This is a genomic window from Fusicatenibacter saccharivorans (assembly GCF_015557635.1).
In the GTDB taxonomy this organism is placed as follows: domain Bacteria; phylum Bacillota; class Clostridia; order Lachnospirales; family Lachnospiraceae; genus Fusicatenibacter; species Fusicatenibacter saccharivorans.
The window spans coordinates 48228-66175 of the sequence record NZ_JADNOP010000019.1 but is presented as its reverse complement, the minus strand read 5'-3'; the positions used below and the strand labels follow the sequence as shown (position 1 = coordinate 66175).

The 17948-nt window shown below is 44.9% G+C and carries 18 protein-coding genes, 1 pseudogene and 1 riboswitch; of the genes and pseudogenes, 16 read left to right on the top strand and 3 right to left on the bottom strand.

All coding sequences use genetic code 11. The features are described 5' to 3' along the window. Nucleotides 1-318: 318 nt before the first annotated feature. The 3 genes and pseudogenes from I2G42_RS14240 to I2G42_RS14230 all read right to left on the bottom strand — a co-directional run. Nucleotides 319-540, bottom strand: a pseudogene (locus I2G42_RS14240) (sigma-70 family RNA polymerase sigma factor); the annotation flags it as partial. A 145-nt stretch (nucleotides 541-685) separates the two neighbouring features. Then, a complete protein-coding gene (locus tag I2G42_RS14235; RefSeq protein ID WP_055214670.1) occupies nucleotides 686-1378 on the bottom strand; it encodes a riboflavin kinase in 693 nt (230 codons plus the stop codon). An 8-nt stretch (nucleotides 1379-1386) separates the two neighbouring features. Then, entirely contained in the window at nucleotides 1387-2031 is a 645-nt protein-coding gene (locus I2G42_RS14230) for an ECF transporter S component (protein WP_055214672.1), read from the bottom strand. Nucleotides 2032-2147: 116 nt separating this feature from the next. Then, a riboswitch (FMN riboswitch) is annotated at nucleotides 2148-2263 on the bottom strand. A 142-nt stretch (nucleotides 2264-2405) separates the two neighbouring features. On the opposite strand from I2G42_RS14230, the gene I2G42_RS14225 reads away from it, so the two are divergent. From I2G42_RS14225 to I2G42_RS14150, 16 genes are all read left to right on the top strand, one after another. Next, the gene (locus I2G42_RS14225; RefSeq protein WP_173790692.1) at nucleotides 2406-2582 is read left to right on the top strand and encodes a hypothetical protein; all 177 of its coding nucleotides are present in this window, start codon (nucleotides 2406-2408) and stop codon (nucleotides 2580-2582) included. A gap of 60 nt (nucleotides 2583-2642) precedes the next feature. Next, nucleotides 2643-2954, top strand: a complete 312-nt coding sequence (locus I2G42_RS14220) for a DUF5720 family protein (RefSeq protein ID WP_055214674.1) — start codon at nucleotides 2643-2645, stop codon at nucleotides 2952-2954. A 33-nt stretch (nucleotides 2955-2987) separates the two neighbouring features. Beyond that, entirely contained in the window at nucleotides 2988-3578 is a 591-nt protein-coding gene (locus I2G42_RS14215; RefSeq protein WP_070099697.1) for a hypothetical protein, read from the top strand. Nucleotides 3579-3732: 154 nt separating this feature from the next. Next, nucleotides 3733-4641, top strand: a complete 909-nt coding sequence (locus tag I2G42_RS14210) for a ParM/StbA family protein (protein ID WP_055214675.1) — start codon at nucleotides 3733-3735, stop codon at nucleotides 4639-4641. After that, nucleotides 4638-4913 carry a hypothetical protein gene (locus tag I2G42_RS14205; RefSeq protein WP_055214677.1) on the top strand — a complete coding sequence of 92 codons (276 nt, stop codon included), beginning with the start codon at nucleotides 4638-4640 and terminating at the stop codon, nucleotides 4911-4913. Before I2G42_RS14210 ends, I2G42_RS14205 begins: the two co-directional genes overlap by 4 nt. A 155-nt stretch (nucleotides 4914-5068) precedes the next feature. Continuing rightward, entirely contained in the window at nucleotides 5069-5617 is a 549-nt protein-coding gene (locus tag I2G42_RS14200; RefSeq protein ID WP_055214679.1) for a hypothetical protein, read from the top strand. Between the two features lie 80 nt (nucleotides 5618-5697). Then, complete coding sequence (gene dcm, locus I2G42_RS14195; RefSeq protein ID WP_330589348.1) at nucleotides 5698-6987, top strand: DNA (cytosine-5-)-methyltransferase; 1290 nt, start codon at nucleotides 5698-5700, stop codon at nucleotides 6985-6987. Between the two features lie 6 nt (nucleotides 6988-6993). Continuing rightward, a complete protein-coding gene (locus I2G42_RS14190) occupies nucleotides 6994-7953 on the top strand; it encodes an amidoligase family protein (RefSeq protein ID WP_055214682.1) in 960 nt (319 codons plus the stop codon). Between the two features lie 10 nt (nucleotides 7954-7963). Next, entirely contained in the window at nucleotides 7964-8461 is a 498-nt protein-coding gene (locus I2G42_RS14185; protein WP_173790695.1) for a gamma-glutamylcyclotransferase family protein, read from the top strand. 54 nt (nucleotides 8462-8515) lie between these two features. Further along, the gene (locus tag I2G42_RS14180; protein WP_173733901.1) at nucleotides 8516-12901 is read left to right on the top strand and encodes a SpaA isopeptide-forming pilin-related protein; all 4386 of its coding nucleotides are present in this window, start codon (nucleotides 8516-8518) and stop codon (nucleotides 12899-12901) included. After that, nucleotides 12879-13661 carry a class B sortase gene (locus I2G42_RS14175; protein ID WP_173733902.1) on the top strand — a complete coding sequence of 261 codons (783 nt, stop codon included), beginning with the start codon at nucleotides 12879-12881 and terminating at the stop codon, nucleotides 13659-13661. The genes I2G42_RS14180 and I2G42_RS14175 overlap by 23 nt, the downstream gene beginning before the upstream one ends. Nucleotides 13662-14263: 602 nt before the next feature. Next, entirely contained in the window at nucleotides 14264-14566 is a 303-nt protein-coding gene (locus I2G42_RS14170; RefSeq protein WP_009248024.1) for a type II toxin-antitoxin system RelB/DinJ family antitoxin, read from the top strand. A 1-nt stretch (nucleotide 14567) separates the two neighbouring features. Continuing rightward, on the top strand, nucleotides 14568-14882 hold the full coding sequence (locus tag I2G42_RS14165; protein ID WP_009248023.1) for a type II toxin-antitoxin system RelE/ParE family toxin: 315 nt from the start codon (nucleotides 14568-14570) through the stop codon (nucleotides 14880-14882). A 98-nt stretch (nucleotides 14883-14980) separates the two neighbouring features. Then, nucleotides 14981-16141: a methionine adenosyltransferase gene (gene metK, locus I2G42_RS14160; protein ID WP_173733903.1), complete on the top strand. Its 1161-nt coding sequence runs from the start codon at nucleotides 14981-14983 to the stop codon at nucleotides 16139-16141. Continuing rightward, nucleotides 16141-17112: a DUF3991 and TOPRIM domain-containing protein gene (locus I2G42_RS14155; protein WP_173733904.1), complete on the top strand. Its 972-nt coding sequence runs from the start codon at nucleotides 16141-16143 to the stop codon at nucleotides 17110-17112. The genes metK and I2G42_RS14155 overlap by 1 nt, the downstream gene beginning before the upstream one ends. A 5-nt stretch (nucleotides 17113-17117) precedes the next feature. Next, nucleotides 17118-17915, top strand: a complete 798-nt coding sequence (locus tag I2G42_RS14150) for a hypothetical protein (protein WP_055214694.1) — start codon at nucleotides 17118-17120, stop codon at nucleotides 17913-17915. The last annotated feature ends 33 nt before the right edge of the window (nucleotides 17916-17948 follow it).

The window sequence follows — 17948 nt, the reverse complement described above, 5'->3', positions numbered from 1 at the left end:
TTAACAGCTTAAGCAACAAGATGGATAATTCCTTACTGGCTGTAAGGGATATTAACCATAAATATATTGTAGTAGATTAAAGGTTCAAGGAACATTTTATAAGAGTCTGGCTGATTTTGCAGCTGTCATAGGAATGACAAGAGGACAGATAGATGCTTATAAATCCAGGCATCATTATAAAAATATGATCGAAGCGTTACAAGCGATGCAAAGAGACCGTATTCCGGCATACAAAACGGAATATGGTCTTTTGTCATATAGTGAAGCAAGAAAGAGAAGATATACTTATGCACAAATAGAAAAATTAGAATATATTCCGGAAAACGGATAAGTTTCGCCATAGTCCGGCACTTGAAAATACTCGTCTGTGGTGCTTAGTGGGACAAACTTTTCTTCGGTCAAGTATTCAAGGGAGATTTCCCGTTTCCACCTCGCCGCCAGCATACGGGCAGCGTCAAAGGACGCATGGCGAATAACAATCCGGCAATAGGTATCATGGGTATAGCGGATATGTTCTTGATAGGCTTCGTATTCAGTCATGGAAAATCCTCCTTTCTTCGATTATGGGAAAGAGCGGCAGCACTTTTTGCTGTCGCCCCTTGATTACTCACCAGCAAGGACAGGCGGGGCTGTCAACGGTGGGCGAAGCCCATTCACTTGCCGTTGACTGGCTCGGCTGGGTTTGTTACTCGGAATTAAATTTATAACCATAGCCAATTACTGTTTTTATATACCTATGTCCCTTACAATAAGGTTTTAACCTTTTCCGTATTTGAAAAATCGTGTTTTCTACTGCGTGCAAATGGTTATTTGTAGGTTCATGCCAAATCTGCTCATAAATCTGTTCTTTTGTGAATGTGGTTTGAGGAGATTGCAGTAGCAAATAAAGGACTTCAAATTCATTTGTTGATAAATAAACTTCCTGCTGTTCTAATATTACACAATGCCGGTTAATATCAATGTGTAAGGTGTGATTTGTTTGCTTTAATCCCCAAAATTCTTGTGCCATTATCCGGTCATTTGTAATTTGTTCGAGTAGCAGGGATAATTCATTAAATTTTCTAACTTCCCTCAATTTCTTATATAGGTTGACAGTTATCGTACACCCATATATATCCTTATCAAAATCAAAAATATGTGTTTCGATTGAAACAAAGCTATCATTGTCAAGCGTAGGGCGCGTTCCAATATGGGTAACACCATAATATATCTTGCCACTTAAAAGAATATCTGCCACATACACCCCTGTCTTTGGCAAAAATGTATTTTTGGCTATTTCTATGTTTGCGGTAGGTGTCCCTACATGCTTTCCAATACCTCGACCATGTATAACAATTCCCGTTAGTGTATAAATAGGCTTATTTATATTTTCTTTCATTTTGCTCCTCATATAATCCCATTCATTGACAGGATAATCAAAACACAAGTTACTATTATAAAACTTGCCAGTATAAGCAGACCAGTATGCTTTTGTCTTGCTTCATTTTCCAAAGTAGCAACATATCCGTTTTTTCTCAAAGCGGTAACTATGGGCTTATACAGTAAAAATGTAATGGACGCATTTAACCCACCTTTCAATAAGTTAAATGGAAGAAAGGCAGGAAGTAACAATTCTACAACTGCTTCTCTTGGATACCCCATATAAAGCGGCGTTACCAAATAGTTCCACAACAGCATAACGATAACCGTTATTAGCCATCCCGATGCCAGACCAATCACTGCACCAGATAAAGTGTGCTTTTTTTTGTAAATGACAGATGCCGTACACGCAAAAGATAGTGTTTGTACGATATTCATAATACAACCTAATATTCCGGTATCGCTTACTGTAATCATTTCAAGGGTTGCTACAATAACAGATACAATGCAGGAAGTCATCGGCCCCCAAATAAAACCACCTAAAGTTACAATAACATCTGATGGGTCATACTTTAAGAATAGAATAATAGGAATCCTGCCAACAACCATAGTGACATAAGTAATCGCACATAGCATACCAATAACTGTGATTCTTTTTGTTTTACTGTTCATAATTGCTTCCCTCCGTGGCAAAAAATTAACACCCAAAAGAAAATGTCTTTCAGGTGTTAGCATTATCATTAGGTCACAGAAAAGAAAGTAACACTCTCAAAATCTGCGGAATCTAACCATATCTTCTTTCATCCAGACTATACTGTTGGTTTTGGAATTACACCAAATCGTGCGTTTTACGCTCGCGGACTTTACCGCCAATCGGGAATTTCACCCTGCCCCGAAGACACTTTTATTCAGTTGTTCGTTTTGAATTATAACATTTCCTGCTTTTTGTAGCAATGGGCTGAAGAAAGTTCGGAAACATTTCGGAAACTTGCATTTTACGGAATGGGACTGACTATCAATTCAGTTATCATGTTACTTTATCGCACATGAGCATTATATCTTGGGATGTAACAGAAGCAGATGAGCATCTGCATGACCGCTGGCTTCAGGGGTTTTGCATCCAGGTACCGGATAAGGAAATTCGAAAACAGCTGGAACAGATCATAAAACAACAGTATCAGGAAAAAGGGATGGAAGATCCCACAGAGACAGACATCGTGTAGGTGCCTGTCTTTTTTTCGCAGAAAATTTGAAAAAGACTTCGAAGGGAGGTGATAGGAAACGTGAGTATCAGTATCCATGAATTACTGGCAGTCGCCAGGGAATCGGAAGGTGTGAAGGCAGTGAAGGGGGATGACATCCTGTGTGAGAAACGTTTTGCACCGGACACTCGATATATGGTGGAGTTTTTGGTGTTAGAGCAAAAGGAAGGGTTCGAGGAAAAGGGAGAGTATCATCGCTATTTTTTGACCAAGGAAGCCTATCGTGAACTGGTTGACCTGCAAAATCAGGGAGTCCTGCGCTTTCAAAAGCAGGCGCTTGTGGTGGAAGGAACACTTCACTATCTCCCTGCCCAGACATGTTTCTACGACTAGGGCAGGAAAAAGCTGAAAGAAAGGATGAAATAAATGGAAAAAGAAAAACAGTTAGAACCAAAGTTACTACGCAGGGAACTTTTCCGTGTAAAGTGTCCGAGGCGGATTGTGGCAGGCGATCCTTATTATTTTGAAACAGAACCGCCAGAGCGATTAAAGAAACTGGTGGTCGATTATATACCGCCTAGGTCTTATGAGGCCAGACTGGTATTGTCTCAGTACGAAATGCATGATTTTGGAGTATATCAGACGAATGCAGTACAAATTTATTTAGCGCCGGGAAAGGATGTAGATGTTTATGCTGCAGAAAAAATGTATGCAGATCAGCGGATTGAGCAAAAAGAAATCGGGGTAGATACTGCAAGATATATCATGGAAATTGATGATCGATGGAAAGAATTCCATACGGGAGCAGATGGTTGTTGGGGAAATACCTTTACCTACTTTCATACAAGAAATGGGAGAAAACAAGTGGATGGAAAGATGATTATGTTCACCATGCCGGAAGAGGTATCATTTGAAGAGATGAAACGGATTATGGATACCTTGTTTGCAGGATTACAGCCTGTACGAAGTTGTGAAAAACAAAAATCTGTAAGGAAGCAACATCAGCAGGAAAGATAAAAATAGAAGTTTCATGAAAGAAAGCGGCAGTTTTCCGGGAGTAGGAAGCTTAAAAGGCTGGAAAAGAAAAAGTCTTTGCAGGAGCATGGCTCCGAGTCCGGGAGCTCTTTCACTGGAAATTTTTATAGAACGAGAAAGAAGGGAGTGGTAAGCGATGATCATTGGAATCGACCACGGATATTATGCTATTAAAACAAAGCAGGTGTGTTTCCCAACAGGGCTGATGCGGTACACCTATGAACCTTATACCATGCAGAATGTTCTTCAATATGGAGGCGCTTATTATGTGTGTGGGACGGGGCGGCAGACTTTAGTAAAGGATAAGACTGTCAATGACAATTATTATCTTTTAACGCTGGCTGCACTGGCACAGGAGATCCGAAAACGAAAAGGAGAGAGAACAGCCAAGGTTGTTCTTGCAGCCGGGCTTCCCCTTGCTGGGTTTGGAAGGGAAAAACAGAAATTTAAGGAATATCTGTTTCGGAAGGAACAGCCTGTCCGCTTTTTCTACGAAGGGGAACGCTATGAAATCCAGATTGAGGATGTGAAACTGTTCCCCCAGGGATACTCGGCTCTGGCTCTTTACCCGGAATACTTAAAAGATGAACCCTCTGTTCTTCTTGTGGATATCGGGGGATGGACGGTGGACTTGATGCGCCTTGATAACGCTGTTCCCAATGCAGCTACCTGCAGGAGTCTGGAACTGGGTGTCATTCGCTGTATGGATGAGATTCTGGAACAGGTGCGCAGAAACACCGGGCTGTCCATAACAGAGACACAGGTTGAGCGCATCTTACAGGGGAAGTCCTGCAGCATGCCTGCGGAAGTGGTGTCTTTGATCGAGAAACAGGGCAGGCTTTACATTGAAAAGATATTGTCTGCGATCACCGAGGCAGGCTTTGATCTGCGGGCAGTTCCTTCCATTTTCATGGGAGGCGGGGCTGCTATTTTTCAGCACCGTGTAAGTACCCAGGACCGCCTGTGCCGCCCGATTTACCTCACAGACATCCATGCAAACGCAGCCGGATATGAACGGATTGTGGGGCAGATGAGGGCGCTGTGAGCCGCCCGGTCTTTTCCTTTCGCCCAAACATTAAGAACCCGGAGCATGAAAAAGCGTGGCGGCTTTTGATGGAAGTTCCGGCAGGACAGAGGAATCAGTATCTGGTGGATGTGATCTTAGAAAAAGAAGAGCGGGAAACCTTACGGAAATTGATTCAGGAGACTGTTCGGGAAGAACTGAAAAGTGGCGGTATGGAACGAATGCCAGCATGTGAAAAGGAAGAAATTCCCAATCAGATGCTGGATTTTTTATTTCAGATGGAGCAGGAGTAAAGGGGGTGAGGCCTATGGACAAAGAAAATATGGCATTGTTGGATCTGCTTGGGTTTTGTATACATTTGACATGGATTCTTTAGTGGGTATTGTGAATAGCTTTCTTTCAAACTTTGGAGTATGTTGTGTATAACAAAACGAAAGGAGAAACGCAGATGGCAGAGATGAAGAACATATGCGGAAAGATTCCGGTGGAATTACATGAGAAGGTAAGAGCCGAGATCGAAGAGAAAGAAACGAGTACACAGATATTCATCCGGCAGGTGATTGAAGAACACTTTAACAGACTGGAAGGCAAAGGAGAAGAGAGCATGGAAAAAAGAACATTAGCAGTACAGGTTACAGAGGAATTATTCCAGAGAGTCAAATGGGTAGTCGCGAAGGAAGGCATCAAACAGAAAGATTTTATCATCCGCATCATCGAGAAAGCGGTGGAAGAGGTAGAAGCCAAATGGCAGGAGTTAGAGCAGCCAGAAGAAACCGTAGAAACAGACAGACTGGAAGAAGCAGAAGAGATCAGTGAAGAAGAGATTGCCGAAGAGGGAATCGAAGGGACGGAAGCTGCGGAGGAAGAACCAGACAATGAGAACTTCGAGGAATCTGCACAATTAGAAGAGGGAGAACCAGATTCAGAACTTCCCGAAGATGCAGAGGAGGAAGAAGAACTGCCAGAATCCGAGGAAGAAACCGGAGAGATCGCATAATGCCAAACAAATAGAACCATAAAACTTGCAGGCGGTGTGGAAAAGAAACCATGCCGCCTGCTTTTTCTCAGCAAAGGAGGTTGATAGCCGCAACCATTCGATTTTTTGATTTATTCAGCGGGATCGGGGGATTCCGGGAAGGGTTAAGACGTGCAGGCGGTTTTACCTGTGTGGGGCACTGCGAGGTGGATGCTTATGCGGATAAGAACTACCGATTGCTGTTCGACACAGAAGGGGAGTGGTTTTGTAATGACGCAAGAACAATCGAAACAGACCGAATGCCAGACTTTGATCTTTTGTGTGCAGGATTTCCTTGCCAGGCATTCTCTATCGCCGGAAAGCGGGGAGGATTTGCAGATGCCAGAGGAACTTTGTTCTTCGAGATTGCCAGACTGGTTGCAGACAAGCGACCTGCGTATTTCATCCTTGAAAATGTTCCCGGACTGCTTTCGCATGACAAAGGCAGGACGTTTCACACCATCCTCAGTACGTTATCTGAGCTGGGGTACGGTGTGGAATGGAAAGTGCTTAACAGCAAGGATTTTGGAGTCCCCCAATCCAGAAAACGGGTGTATCTTGTCGGATATCTTGATCGAAGATGTGCCGGAAAAATATTACCTTTCCCAACAGCAAATGGAACGCCTCTTGTTCAAGTCCAGACGGGCAGACAGGGGGAACGGATTTACAAAGCCGAAGGATTAAGTTGTACCCTGACTTCCGGAGCAGGAGGCGTTGGTGGAAAAACCGGATTATATGAGGTTGGTGTGCCTATCAAAGAGAATACCAAGCAGGGTTATAAGATGGCATATACGGGAGACAGCATTGACCTGGGATATGCAGGCATGAATACCAGAAGAGGGCGTGTGGGGCATCAGATTGCCCATACCCTGACCACCGGAATCCAGCAGGGGACACTGCATTTTGTGGATCTGTCTCCTCCGCCTCTTGTCACAGAGCATTGCAGATGTCTGAATACCAGACAGTCCGGCATCCATAATCACAAAGGGGAATGTTCCGGTGTCTTAAAAGAGGAAGGCGCCAGGGCAGTGCTGACCCCGGGAAGGGAAGAAACCCGGCAGAATGGCCGAAGGATGAAGGAACCGGAAGAACCGATGTTCACCATTACTGCCACAGACCGCCATGGAGTTGCCTATCGGGGCAGAATCCGAAAACTGGTGCCAAGGGAATGTCTGAGACTGCAAGGCTTTTATGACTGGCAGATTGACCGTATCGAACAGAATACTTCCGACAGTCAGTTGTATAAGCAGGCTGGAAACGGAGTGACCGTCAACGTGATCGAAGCCATCGGAACACTTCTTCGGCAGGCAGATGCACAAATCCGGGCAGAGGATGAAAAGACAAAGAGGTAAGGCAGTATGGCAATTGGAATTCAGGATCAGTACTTCGGTACAGAGATTGAGATGACAGGCATTACCAGGCAGAGGGCTGCGGAGGTAGTCGCGGAGATGTTTGGAACACGGGCAGTTTGTGATGGTGGATATTATGGAGTCTGGTCTGTGACAGATCAGGAAGGGAAGAAGTGGAAGTTTATGTATGATGGCAGTATCTATACGGAACGCAGGGAGCGTGGACGCATGGTCCGTGCCGGAAGTGAATACAGCACTGAAATGGTCAGTCCCAAACTTTCCTATGGAGAGATGGGGAAGCTGCAGGAAGTAGTGCGGTGTTTGAGGCACCATGGGGCAAAGGTAAATGAGTCCTGCGGGCAGCATGTTCATGTGGACGCTTCCAATCACACCCCAAGAAGCCTCAAAAATGCTATGACTATCATGTATTCCAAAGAGGATATTCTGTTCAAGGCATTGAAAGTGCAGACTTCCAGAGAAAGCAACTATTGTCAGAAAGTACGCCCCATTGTGCTGGAAAAAATCCGTAGAATGCAAAACAACACCATTTCCATGGAAAAACTGAAACAGATCTGGTATGGAGGCAGGGATGGAAGCCATGATCATTATGACGATACCCGGTACTATGCGTTGAACCTTCATGCAGTATTTTCCAAAGGAACTTTGGAGTGGAGATGTTTTGAGAGTACCCTCCATGCAGGAAAAGTACGGGCAAATATCACGCTGGCCCTTGCCATTTCCGCTCAGGCCATCAATCAGAAATGTACCCAGATGCGGAAAACAGAGATTACCGAGAATCCTGCATTTACATTCCGTACCTTTTTACTGCGGTTAGGGCTGATTGGACCAGAATATAAAAATGTCCGGGAACATCTGCTTGCCAATCTGGAGGGTGACAGGGCATGGAGGTATGACCGCAGTACCTATGAATGTTTGAATCGAAATCATCGGGCGGAGGATGCCCGTTAGGAGGTAAGAGATGAAAGAAACCTATTATTTTGCCTATGGCAGCAATATGAACTTAGACCAGATGGCGTACCGCTGTCCGGCAGCTTCCGTAGTGGAGAATGTCCGGCTGGAGGGATACCGCCTGACCTTTTGTGGCAGAGGGAAAGGAAGCGGTGTTGCCACCATTTTGCCGGAAGAGGGCAGCCAGGTGGAAGGGGTGCTTTGGAAGATTACACCGGAGTGTGAAAAGAGCCTGGACTTTTATGAAGGTTATCCCCATCTTTATGGGAAGGAGCCTGTTCTTGTTCATGGCAAGGATGGCATGAAAAGGGAAGTCATGGCATATACCATGAATGCTCCGTATAAGGATCAACCAGCGATTCCTTCTGATCTTTATTTTATGGGGATTGTGGAAGGCTGCCATCAAAATGGGATTTCCAGCCGCTCTGTGACTGATGCGTTAAAACGTACAAGACAGGAAGTGGGCAGACAAAAAACCAGTCAAAAGAAAACAGAAGTAAGCAGATAACAAAGCCGCAGGGGAAAGCCTCTGCGGTATTTTTAACGAAAAAAGGAGAATGCAATGAAGAGCAGGAATATCAAAACAAGACTTGCAGCCTTTGGGCTTGCACTGCTCATGGGTCTTAGTCCGCTTGGGAACTTAGCGGATGTCCATGCGGCAGAAAGTGAAATTTCACAGAATGCTGTGACAGAAAAAGAAAGTAAGACAGAATCGGAGCATCCGGTGTCGGAAATTTCTGAGCAGACAGTGACTGCAGAGGATATCACCAAAGATGTTTCCGACAAGGAATTTATGGCAGAGACCTGCATGGAAGGGATTCAGTATGATCCAGAAAAAGAGGATGTGACTTTGGAACATATTGAAGCAGAGGATGGCAGTGCGTATCATCCAGACCAGGCAGGGACTTATGTTGCAACCTACTGGGTTGTGCCCAAAGATGCGCGTGCCAGCTATTCAGTTACTCGTAAGATTATCCTGACGGATACGGAAGGACAGGCCCATGCAGAAGAAAACGGTGGGCAGAAACAGAAAGAGGATACGAAATCCGAAGAAGATTCGGAGACGCCTGTGCAGGAGATCCCGGATGTGGAAGTAACGGTATCCGGGGAAGATGCAGATGCACAGGCAGCAAGGGAACTGGAAGAAAAGATTGAGGATGGGGAAGTGATGATGTTTTCCGGTGCAGAAAATACCTTTACTGCAAGAGAAACGGTACATCTGGAAAAAGGAGAGACCATTTACTATCCAAGTTATATTGGAAATTATCTGACCTGCTGGTTTACGGTGAATGGAAAGATTGCCTATTGTCTGGAATCCCATCGTTCTTCACCGCCAAGTGGAGACTATGTGGCACAGGTGCTGGACAGCAATAAGAACCTGCAGAAAGTGCTGTATTATGGCTATGGCGGTGCGGGGGATATTACAGGCAGCTATCTTTCAGGGAAAAGCGCAGAAGAGAAATATGTGTATACCCACATCGCAGCCAGCTATGCTTACGCAGGTGAGGCAGGATTTACGGGATGCAAGTATGAGGATCTGGTAAAAGCAGGGGTGATTGCCTATATTGATCATCTGTTTGCTATGGAAGAACCGCCGAAAGGGGAGATTTCTCTTTCTAAAACATCCGTAAAAGCAGTCCGTGACGGAAATGTGCAGAAAACACCGGATATCACATTGTCCGGGGATCATCGAAATTATATTTCTGTCAATGTGCCAAAAGACATCACCATTTATAACAAGACAAAGGGAACTTCCGCAGAGAATGGTGCGTTAAAGATTTATGGCGGGGATACGTTTTATCTGACTGCACCGATGCTTTATACCGGAACCTATTCCTCCGGAGAACTGCATGGCTCTGTGGGAGAGACTTGGAGAACGCTGGTGTTATCCACAGGAAACAGCAATCAGGACATTGGAGTCTTTGAATCGGAGAAAGCCAATCCGGTAAGTTTTACCGTAGACTGGATGGAAATGACAAGGATTGAACTTCTCAAAAAAGATGCAGATACCAAGAACCCATTGGATGGTGCAGTCTATGGCATTTATACAGACAGCAAGTGTGAGCATCTGTTGATGGAAATGCCAGCCACCGGGGAAGAGGGAAAGGCAGTCAGTGATTACTTTGAAGCTGCCATTAAAACCGTATATGTGAAGGAAATTAAGGCTCCAGACAGCTATGCGCAGAGTGATGTGATTCATAAGGTGGATGTGGAAGCCGGAAAGACGGTTACGATCACTGCAACCGATGAGAGGGTAAAAGGCGCTGTCCATATCAAAAAGATTGATAAGGAGACACAGGACTTTCTTCCACAGGGAGACAGTTCCCTTGCAGGAGCCGTGTATGGTCTGTATGCCAGAGAGGATATTGTCCACCCGGATGGAAAGACGGGGATTCTGTTCAAAAAAGACAGCCTCATCGCGCAGGGGGTAATCAAGGAAGATGGCACCTTAGATTTTTCTGAACTGTATCTGGGAAAAATGTATGTGAAAGAGCTCACTCCGCCAGAAGGCTATACGGTGGATACGACAGAATATGACGTGAACCTTACCTACGAAGGTCAGGAAGTGGCAGAGGTAACCAGAGATCTGACTGTACAAGAGCAGGTGAAAAAGCAGGCGTTCCAGCTCATCAAGATCAGTGAAGATGGAGACCAGACAGAGACAGACCTTGTGGAAGGGGCAGGATTTAAAGTGTATTTAGTCAGCAACCTGTCTAAAGTAAAGAGCGGGGAATTACAGCCATCCAATGGGGAGCAGTTTACTGCGGAAGATTTCCGTGGCTATGATTTCAGTAAAGAAGAGGTGGCAGTGACCTACGTGGATGGCAAGGCAGTTCCGGTACCGGAACTGATTACCGATAAAAAGGGATATGCCCTCAGCCCGGAACTTCCGTATGGTCTTTATGTGGTAGAAGAAAGTACGGTGCCGGAGAATTTGAAAGCCATTGCTCCGTTTTTAGTAAAGGTAGATGAGGACAGCAGAGAGCCGATGGTGTGGCGTGTGTTCGATGACCGTCCATTTGAATTTTTATTAAAGATTGTAAAAAAAGATGCACAGACAGGCAATCCGGTTTTAAAAGCAGGCGCTTCCTATAAAATCTTTGATATGGAAAAAGAGGAATATGTAGAGCAGACCGTATTCTATCCGAAGAAAGAGACCATCAGTGTTTTCAAGACTAATGAGGAAGGCTATCTGGTAACACCGGAAGAACTGAAATGTTCTACCTATCGGATTGAAGAAGTGAAAGCACCAGAAGGATTTGTAAGACAGGGGTATGAAATGTCCTTATATGAAGGGGAAACTGTGATTTCTCCATTGGAAGTGACTGGAAAAGGAACTTACAAAGAGAATTCCAAAGAAGGAATTGTGATCACCGTTTCCTCGGATACTGCTCATCAAATCGATCCGGATACCGGAGCAGTCATCGTGGAAGTCGAGCAGCCAAATGATGAACAGGTGGGAAGCCTGACATTAACGAAAACTGGAGAACAGCCAGTAGAAGTGAAGGGAGATTCCCTGCTTGCAAAGGCAAAGAGACTGGCAGGAAAGATCAAAGATGCAGTGACCGGAGAGGATACCGATACCGGTGTGTTCCATGACTTTGTATATGAAGAATCCGGCGTGGAAGGGGCAACTTTTGAATTGTATGCCAAGGATACCATTTACTCTCCAGATGGTGCGAAAAATGAACAGGGCAATCCGGTCATCCGCTATGAAAAAGATGATTTAGTAGCAACCCTGGTCACAGATAAAGAAGGAAAAGCAGTAGTGAACAATCTTCCACTGGGTTCTTATTATCTGAAAGAAACGGTGGCAGGCGACCATTTCGTATTGAACCCGGAACAGAAGGAATTTACCCTGACTGCAAAGGATGATACGCAGGCTGTCGTTTATGAAGGCGTTGCCTATAAAAATGAAAGACAGAAGATTTCCATTTCTGTAGAGAAAAAAGATGCAGTCACAGAAGAAAAACTGGAAGGCGTGATTTTCGGATTGTACGCAAAAGAAGATATTCTGTCTCAGCAGGGTGAGGTTCTTGTAGAAAAAGATACGCTTTTGGAGAAGAAAGCAACGGATGAAAACGGTCAACTTACCTTTGATAGCGACCTATATCATGGAAAATATTATGTAAAAGAGGAAGTGAGAAAACCGGGATATCTTCCAAATGAAGAAATCTGGGAGGTGGATGCCTCTTACACAGATCAGAACCTTGCAGAAATCAAGCTGACAAAAGAAGTGGAAAACCAGCCGACTGAGAGCCAATTTACGAAAACCGATGCAACAACCGGGGAAGAACTGGAAGGTGCGAAGCTTCAGATCATCGATAAAGAGGGCAACATCGTAGAAGAGTGGATCAGTACAAAAGAACCGCACATAGTCTATGGACTGCCAGAAGGAACGTATATCCTTCACGAAGAACTGCCGCCTTATGCAGAGGGCTATGTATCTGCAGAAGATATCGAGTTTGAAGTAAAAGAAGATGGCAGTGTGACCAAGGTAGAGATGAAGGATGATTATTCCAAAGTAGAAATTTCCAAGACGGATATTACCACAGGCGAAGAACTGAAAGGTGCCAAGCTGCAGATCTTAAATAAAGAGGGTGAGATTCTGGAAGAGTGGGTAACGGATGGAAAGCCTCATCTGGTAGAGAAGCTCCCGGTAGGAGAAGAATTGATCCTGCGTGAAATCACAGCCCCGGAAGGGTATGAGATTGCAGAAGATGTGAAGTTTACATTGGAAGATACCATGGAGGTTCAGAAGGTGGAAATGAAGGATGCAAGGACACCGGAAACTCCGGGTGTGCCGCAGACTGGAGACAACCGCTGGAAACCAATCCTCCTGTTTGCTCCTCTGGGAGCATCAGCAATCGGACTTATAGCAACTCTGATTTATAAGAAGAAACATGGGAAAATAGAAAAAACAGATGAAGCGAAAAAAGAAGAGTAGTCTGTGGATGTTGCAGGTGATGTTGTGTGTCATCTGCATAATGAGTGTAGCGTTGCTTTGTTATGACTTTGTTATCATCCCCCGGCAGAACCGGGAACTGGTGGAGGACTTAAAATCCCACTTCCCGGAGGAATTTCCTCCGGGTGGGGGTTCTCCAACACAAAAAGAGGAACAGGCTGGAAGAAAACCGGAAGTGTCTGCCGTTGACCTCCGCTCCCTCCAGAGTCAGTATCCGGATGTTCGGGGTTGGCTTACGATCCCAGAGAGTGGCATCGATTATCCGGTACTGCAGAGCAGCCCGGAAGAACCGGAGTATTATCTGCGGAGGGATTACCAGGGAAACTACGACATCAATGGAAGTTTGTTCCTCCAGGCAGACTGTATTCTGGGAGAATCGGGGAATCTGACCATCTACGGTCACAACATGAACAGCGGGGCAATGTTCGGGAATCTGGATCAGTACTCCTCCTATGAGTATTGGAAAGCACATCCCAGGGTGTTCTTTCAGACACCGGAAGGAATGGAGGAGTACCGGATAGCGGCAGTTTTGAAAGCCGATGTGTCCATGTTCGACTTTCAGAGGACATCTTTTCAGAGTCCACAGGAATTGGAGGCTTATGTACAGCAGGCAAAAGAGGTAGCATTGTTTGAAACAGGGGTAGATGGCATAGGTTGTGAGGAAACTCTGACGCTGGTGACCTGCTCTTATGAGTGGAAGCAAGCCCGGAATATTCTTGTGGCAGTAAAAGCGGGGTCTTAAAGGGGAAAAATGTTCAAAGACGGGAACTTTCTTCCGGTCTCTGGGTATCTCCAGTACTCTTCGAAGTCAGTAGTGTCAGGAAGTGTTCAAAAGTACCCCAAAAGTGCAGAATGTGAGACAAGTTGCAGGTAAGAAGCGGCACTACGGAACAAAAAGTGTTCGAAGTTAAGGGATGTGCAACGGATCGTGGCGGCTTGTGTAGTCTTGTAGTGTTGGGAAAGTGTTCGAAGATGGGCGCTTTTCCAGCTCTTTGGTGGCTTTTTGGAACTGAAGTTGCCTGGAAGTGTTTGAAAGCACCCGAAAAGTGCAGAATGTGAGACAAGGTTGCATGAAAAAGACAGTACTATCATAGAAAAAAGTGTTCGAGGATGTAGGATGAACAACGAAATGTGGCGTGATGTAGTGTCAGAAAGTGTTTAAAGACTGGGACTTTTGCAGCTATCTGGATGTATCTGCCATCTATCTGGAATGTGTTTTTTAAGCGAAAATCTGAGAGTATAATGAAAATGTAAAATCGGATATAAAACTTAGAAAATGTGAGAAATAGTGCTTGAATTGTAACGACAAAAGCGTTACAATATAAGAAACAAGGAGGTGTGATCATGGAAAAAACAGCAACATTAAACTTAAGAGTAAACCCAACTGTCAAAGAGCGGGCAGAAAAAGTATTGTCTCAGTTAGGTGTTCCTATGTCAACAGCGATTGATATGTATTTGAATCAAATTTCTCTTACAGGTGGAATTCCATTTTCTGTTTCTTTACCAAAAGCACCAGTATCGATTCATGCAGATGCCATGACAACAGAAGAAATCCATCAGAAATTGGAAAAAGGTTACAATGATATAGCTGCAGGAAGAGTGCAAAATGCAGCAGAAGCGTTCGCAAAATTCAGGGAGAATCATTGATATGAAACACTATACGGTTGAGATTACAAATGAAGCATTGGCTGATATGGAGCAGTTATATAATCACATCGCTTATGTTCTTCAGGCACCAGAAAATGCGATGGATCAATACAACCGGATTGCAGACGCTATTTTAACATTGGATACTATGGCTGAGAGAATCCGTATTATGGAATCAGAGCCGGAACGAAGCAAAGAGATGAGAAGATTGTTGGTAGACAATTATTCGGTCTTTTTTGTAATCCAGGGAGATAAAGTGATTGTAACAGATGTATTATATAGTGCATCAGATATTGAAAGCCGATTAAAAGGTTAGATGATAAAATCAAAAGAAAATATGAAACGTCAGGCAGGATATGTTCCCGTAAAAAGGAAGGTATCCTGCCTTTTTTGCATGAAAGAGAGGAAATTCATATGAGAAAATTTTATACAGCAGAAGCAGTAACAGAAGGACACCCGGACAAATTGTGTGACCAGATTGCAGATGCTATCCTGGATGTATGTCTGAAACAGGATGAACAGTCCAGGGTAGCATGTGAGGTGCTTGCTACGAAAGGAACGATCATTGTGGCAGGGGAAATCACCAGCACCTATGAACCGGATGTGTTTGCAGTCGTGCGAAAGGTACTATCTGATGTGGGTTATTCCAGTGAAGGGATTGCAATGGACACTTTTGTCCATCGACAGAGTCCCGATATTGCAGGGGCAGTCGATACTTCAAAAGAACGAAGGGAAGGAGTGTCTGACAATCAGATAGACTGGTTCCAGGGAGCAGGGGATCAGGGTGTGATGATCGGCTATGCCTGTGATGAAACGAAGCAGCTCATGCCTATGCCTGTGGTGCTGGCCAATCGGATTGTCAGGGAATTATCTGCCTGTAGACAAAGCTCTTATATTCAGGGAATCTTACCAGATGGGAAAGCCCAGGTGACGGTAGAGTATGAAAACGGAAAGCCTGTTCGACTGGACAGTGTGGTAGTGTCCTGTCAGCATACGGAGGACAAGAATCTGAAGAAACTGGAAGCAGAGATCCGAAAAAAGGTGCTTCTTCCGGCACTTCGTCTCCTTCCGCCAGATGAAGATACAAAAATTTTTATCAATCCATCAGGTCGTTTTGTCTGCGGAGGCATGGATGCGGATACAGGACTGACCGGAAGGAAGCTAATGGTAGATAGTTATGGCAGCATGGTTCCCCATGGAGGTGGAGCATTTTCCGGGAAGGATTGTTCAAAAGTAGATCGTTCGGCAACTTATATGGCCAGATATATCGCTAAGAACATTGTGGCTGCCGGGCTTGCCAGCAAGTGTCAGGTGTCTTTGGCTTATGCAATCGGAGTAGCACAGCCGGTCATGGTGCAGGTGGATACGTTTGGTACGGGGAAGGTGTGTGCCGATGACTGTCTGGAGCTGGCAATCCCGCTGGTGTTTGGGATGACTCCGAAGCAGATTGTGGATAGCCTGCGCCTTACCCGTCCGATTTTCCGACAGACAGCAGCTTTCGGGCATTTCGGAAGAAAAGAGTTTCCGTGGGAGCGCACCGATAAGGTCGAGGCTCTTCGCAATGCGGTAATCTGATGGCTTGGGTTACCGAAGAAGAATATCAGGCAGCCAAGCAGGTGAGAGCTTATGAATATCTGCAGACATACCAGCCGGGGAGATTGAAGAAAACAAGGACAAGAAACGAATGGCAGCTTCAGGACCATGACAGTTTTAAGATCAACGAGATCACAAGTAAATGGCATTGGAAATCCAGGGATATCGGTGGAATGTCTGCCCTTCGGTTTTTGATGCAGGTAGATGGCATGGGATATACGGAAGCCGTAAAAATCCTGTGTGAGCAGACGCCTGTGTATGTTCCCAGAGCAGAACCAGCGCCCAGGAAGAAGCTCTTTTCCCTGCCCCTGCCCAATGACAGCTTTTACCGGGTGCGGAGATATTTGAACCAAAGGGGAATTCGGGATGATGTTCTGGATTACTGTGTGCAGCTGGGAATCCTGTATGAGAGTGCCCCGTACCATAACGCTGTTTTTGTTGGACTGGATGAGCAAGGGCAGGCAAAGTATGCGTTTCTGCGTGGGATTTATGACAGCCGGGGAAAGAATTTTAAAATGGAACAGGAAGGAAGCGACAAACAGTATAGCTTTTGTGTTCCGCCTTTGAGGAAAAGCAGTCGGGTGGCAGTATATGAAGCCTGTATTGACGCCCTTGCCCATATGACGCTGGAAGATGGACGAACCGATAAGTACCGTCTGTCTCTAGGGGGCATTGCAGCACCAAAAGAAGGAGCGGAACGAGCAACGAAGAAGATGAAACGTCCAGATGCATTGGAACATTTCCTAAAAGAGCATCCGGAGGTGACAGAAATTGAGATCTGCACCGATAACGATTTTGCCGGGCGATGGGCGTGTGCGCAGTTAAAAGAGCAGTATGGAGAAAAATATACCGTAGTTTGTAACTTACCACAGATGGAAGGTGCAGACTATGGAGACCTGGCAAAACAGGCAGGGGAAAAACAGAAGAAACAGCAAAAGGAACGAGGGAGGTGAGGCAAATGGAAGATACGATCAAAATAGAATTATTGACACCGCTGACAGGAACCTTTCTTCCAAATGAGATGGAACAAGATTGGGAAGAAGAGGATTACAATGACTTTGAAGAAGAGCAGGTATTTTTTGAAGGAGATGATTTAACGGAGTATGCTTCTGTGATTCAGGAAAAGATTGCAGAATACAACCGTGTCGGACATGACGATGATAGGACCGATAATCTGATGGATTATTTTGACGGAAGTGCTGCCATTAAAGAAAAAGTAGTGTCTGCAGTTCCATCGGTGAAAGAATCGGATGGTGTGTTATATGGCTGTACAACTTTAGAATTGAAAGAGTATCTGGAGGCGGAAGAATTATCGGAACTGTGTGAATATCTCACCGGACAATATAGTGATGGATGGGGAGAAGGCTTTGAACAGCAGGAGATTCCGGTAGAGGGTGGTGAACTGTGTATACACTTTTGGCGCCCCATAGATTTTGAATTTCAACAGGCAAAATCAGAAGTCTCAAAAGAAAAGTCGGAGAAACAAGAAAATCCGGTAAATGTTCCGAAACGCCTGAAAATGCAGCTTTTGGGAATGGATGGAAATGTGTTTGCGATTATGGCCAGGGCAAGTAAACTGCTTCAGGAAAATGGGCAGGGACAAGAGGCAAAAGAAATGATTGCACGTGTCCAGAAATCAGAGAACTATTATCAGGCACTTCATATCATCAGTGAATATGTGGAAACAGAACTGAGTGCATCTTCTCAGAATGATACCAAGCCCCCAAAGAAACGTGGGAAGGAAGAATGCCGATGAAGTTATCTTTTGTCACATCAAAGGAGATGTGGG

Bases quoted from the DNA above. Each gene is read 5' to 3' on its own strand.
- I2G42_RS14200 (WP_055214679.1), top strand. From the start codon at position 5,069: ATGGCAGAGATGAAGAACATATGCGGAAAGATTCCGGTGGAATTACAT.
- I2G42_RS14155 (WP_173733904.1), top strand. From the start codon at position 16,141: ATGGCTTGGGTTACCGAAGAAGAATATCAGGCAGCCAAGCAGGTGAGA.
- I2G42_RS14150 (WP_055214694.1), top strand. From the start codon at position 17,118: ATGGAAGATACGATCAAAATAGAATTATTGACACCGCTGACAGGAACC.
- I2G42_RS14230 (WP_055214672.1), bottom strand. From the start codon at position 2,031: ATGAACAGTAAAACAAAAAGAATCACAGTTATTGGTATGCTATGTGCG.
- I2G42_RS14225 (WP_173790692.1), top strand. From the start codon at position 2,406: ATGAGCATTATATCTTGGGATGTAACAGAAGCAGATGAGCATCTGCAT.
- I2G42_RS14180 (WP_173733901.1), top strand. From the start codon at position 8,516: ATGAAGAGCAGGAATATCAAAACAAGACTTGCAGCCTTTGGGCTTGCA.
- I2G42_RS14175 (WP_173733902.1), top strand. From the start codon at position 12,879: ATGAAGCGAAAAAAGAAGAGTAGTCTGTGGATGTTGCAGGTGATGTTG.
- I2G42_RS14235 (WP_055214670.1), bottom strand. From the start codon at position 1,378: ATGAAAGAAAATATAAATAAGCCTATTTATACACTAACGGGAATTGTT.
- I2G42_RS14190 (WP_055214682.1), top strand. From the start codon at position 6,994: ATGGCAATTGGAATTCAGGATCAGTACTTCGGTACAGAGATTGAGATG.
- I2G42_RS14165 (WP_009248023.1), top strand. From the start codon at position 14,568: ATGAAACACTATACGGTTGAGATTACAAATGAAGCATTGGCTGATATG.
- I2G42_RS14215 (WP_070099697.1), top strand. From the start codon at position 2,988: ATGGAAAAAGAAAAACAGTTAGAACCAAAGTTACTACGCAGGGAACTT.
- I2G42_RS14185 (WP_173790695.1), top strand. From the start codon at position 7,964: ATGAAAGAAACCTATTATTTTGCCTATGGCAGCAATATGAACTTAGAC.
- I2G42_RS14170 (WP_009248024.1), top strand. From the start codon at position 14,264: ATGGAAAAAACAGCAACATTAAACTTAAGAGTAAACCCAACTGTCAAA.
- metK (WP_173733903.1), top strand. From the start codon at position 14,981: ATGAGAAAATTTTATACAGCAGAAGCAGTAACAGAAGGACACCCGGAC.
- I2G42_RS14210 (WP_055214675.1), top strand. From the start codon at position 3,733: ATGATCATTGGAATCGACCACGGATATTATGCTATTAAAACAAAGCAG.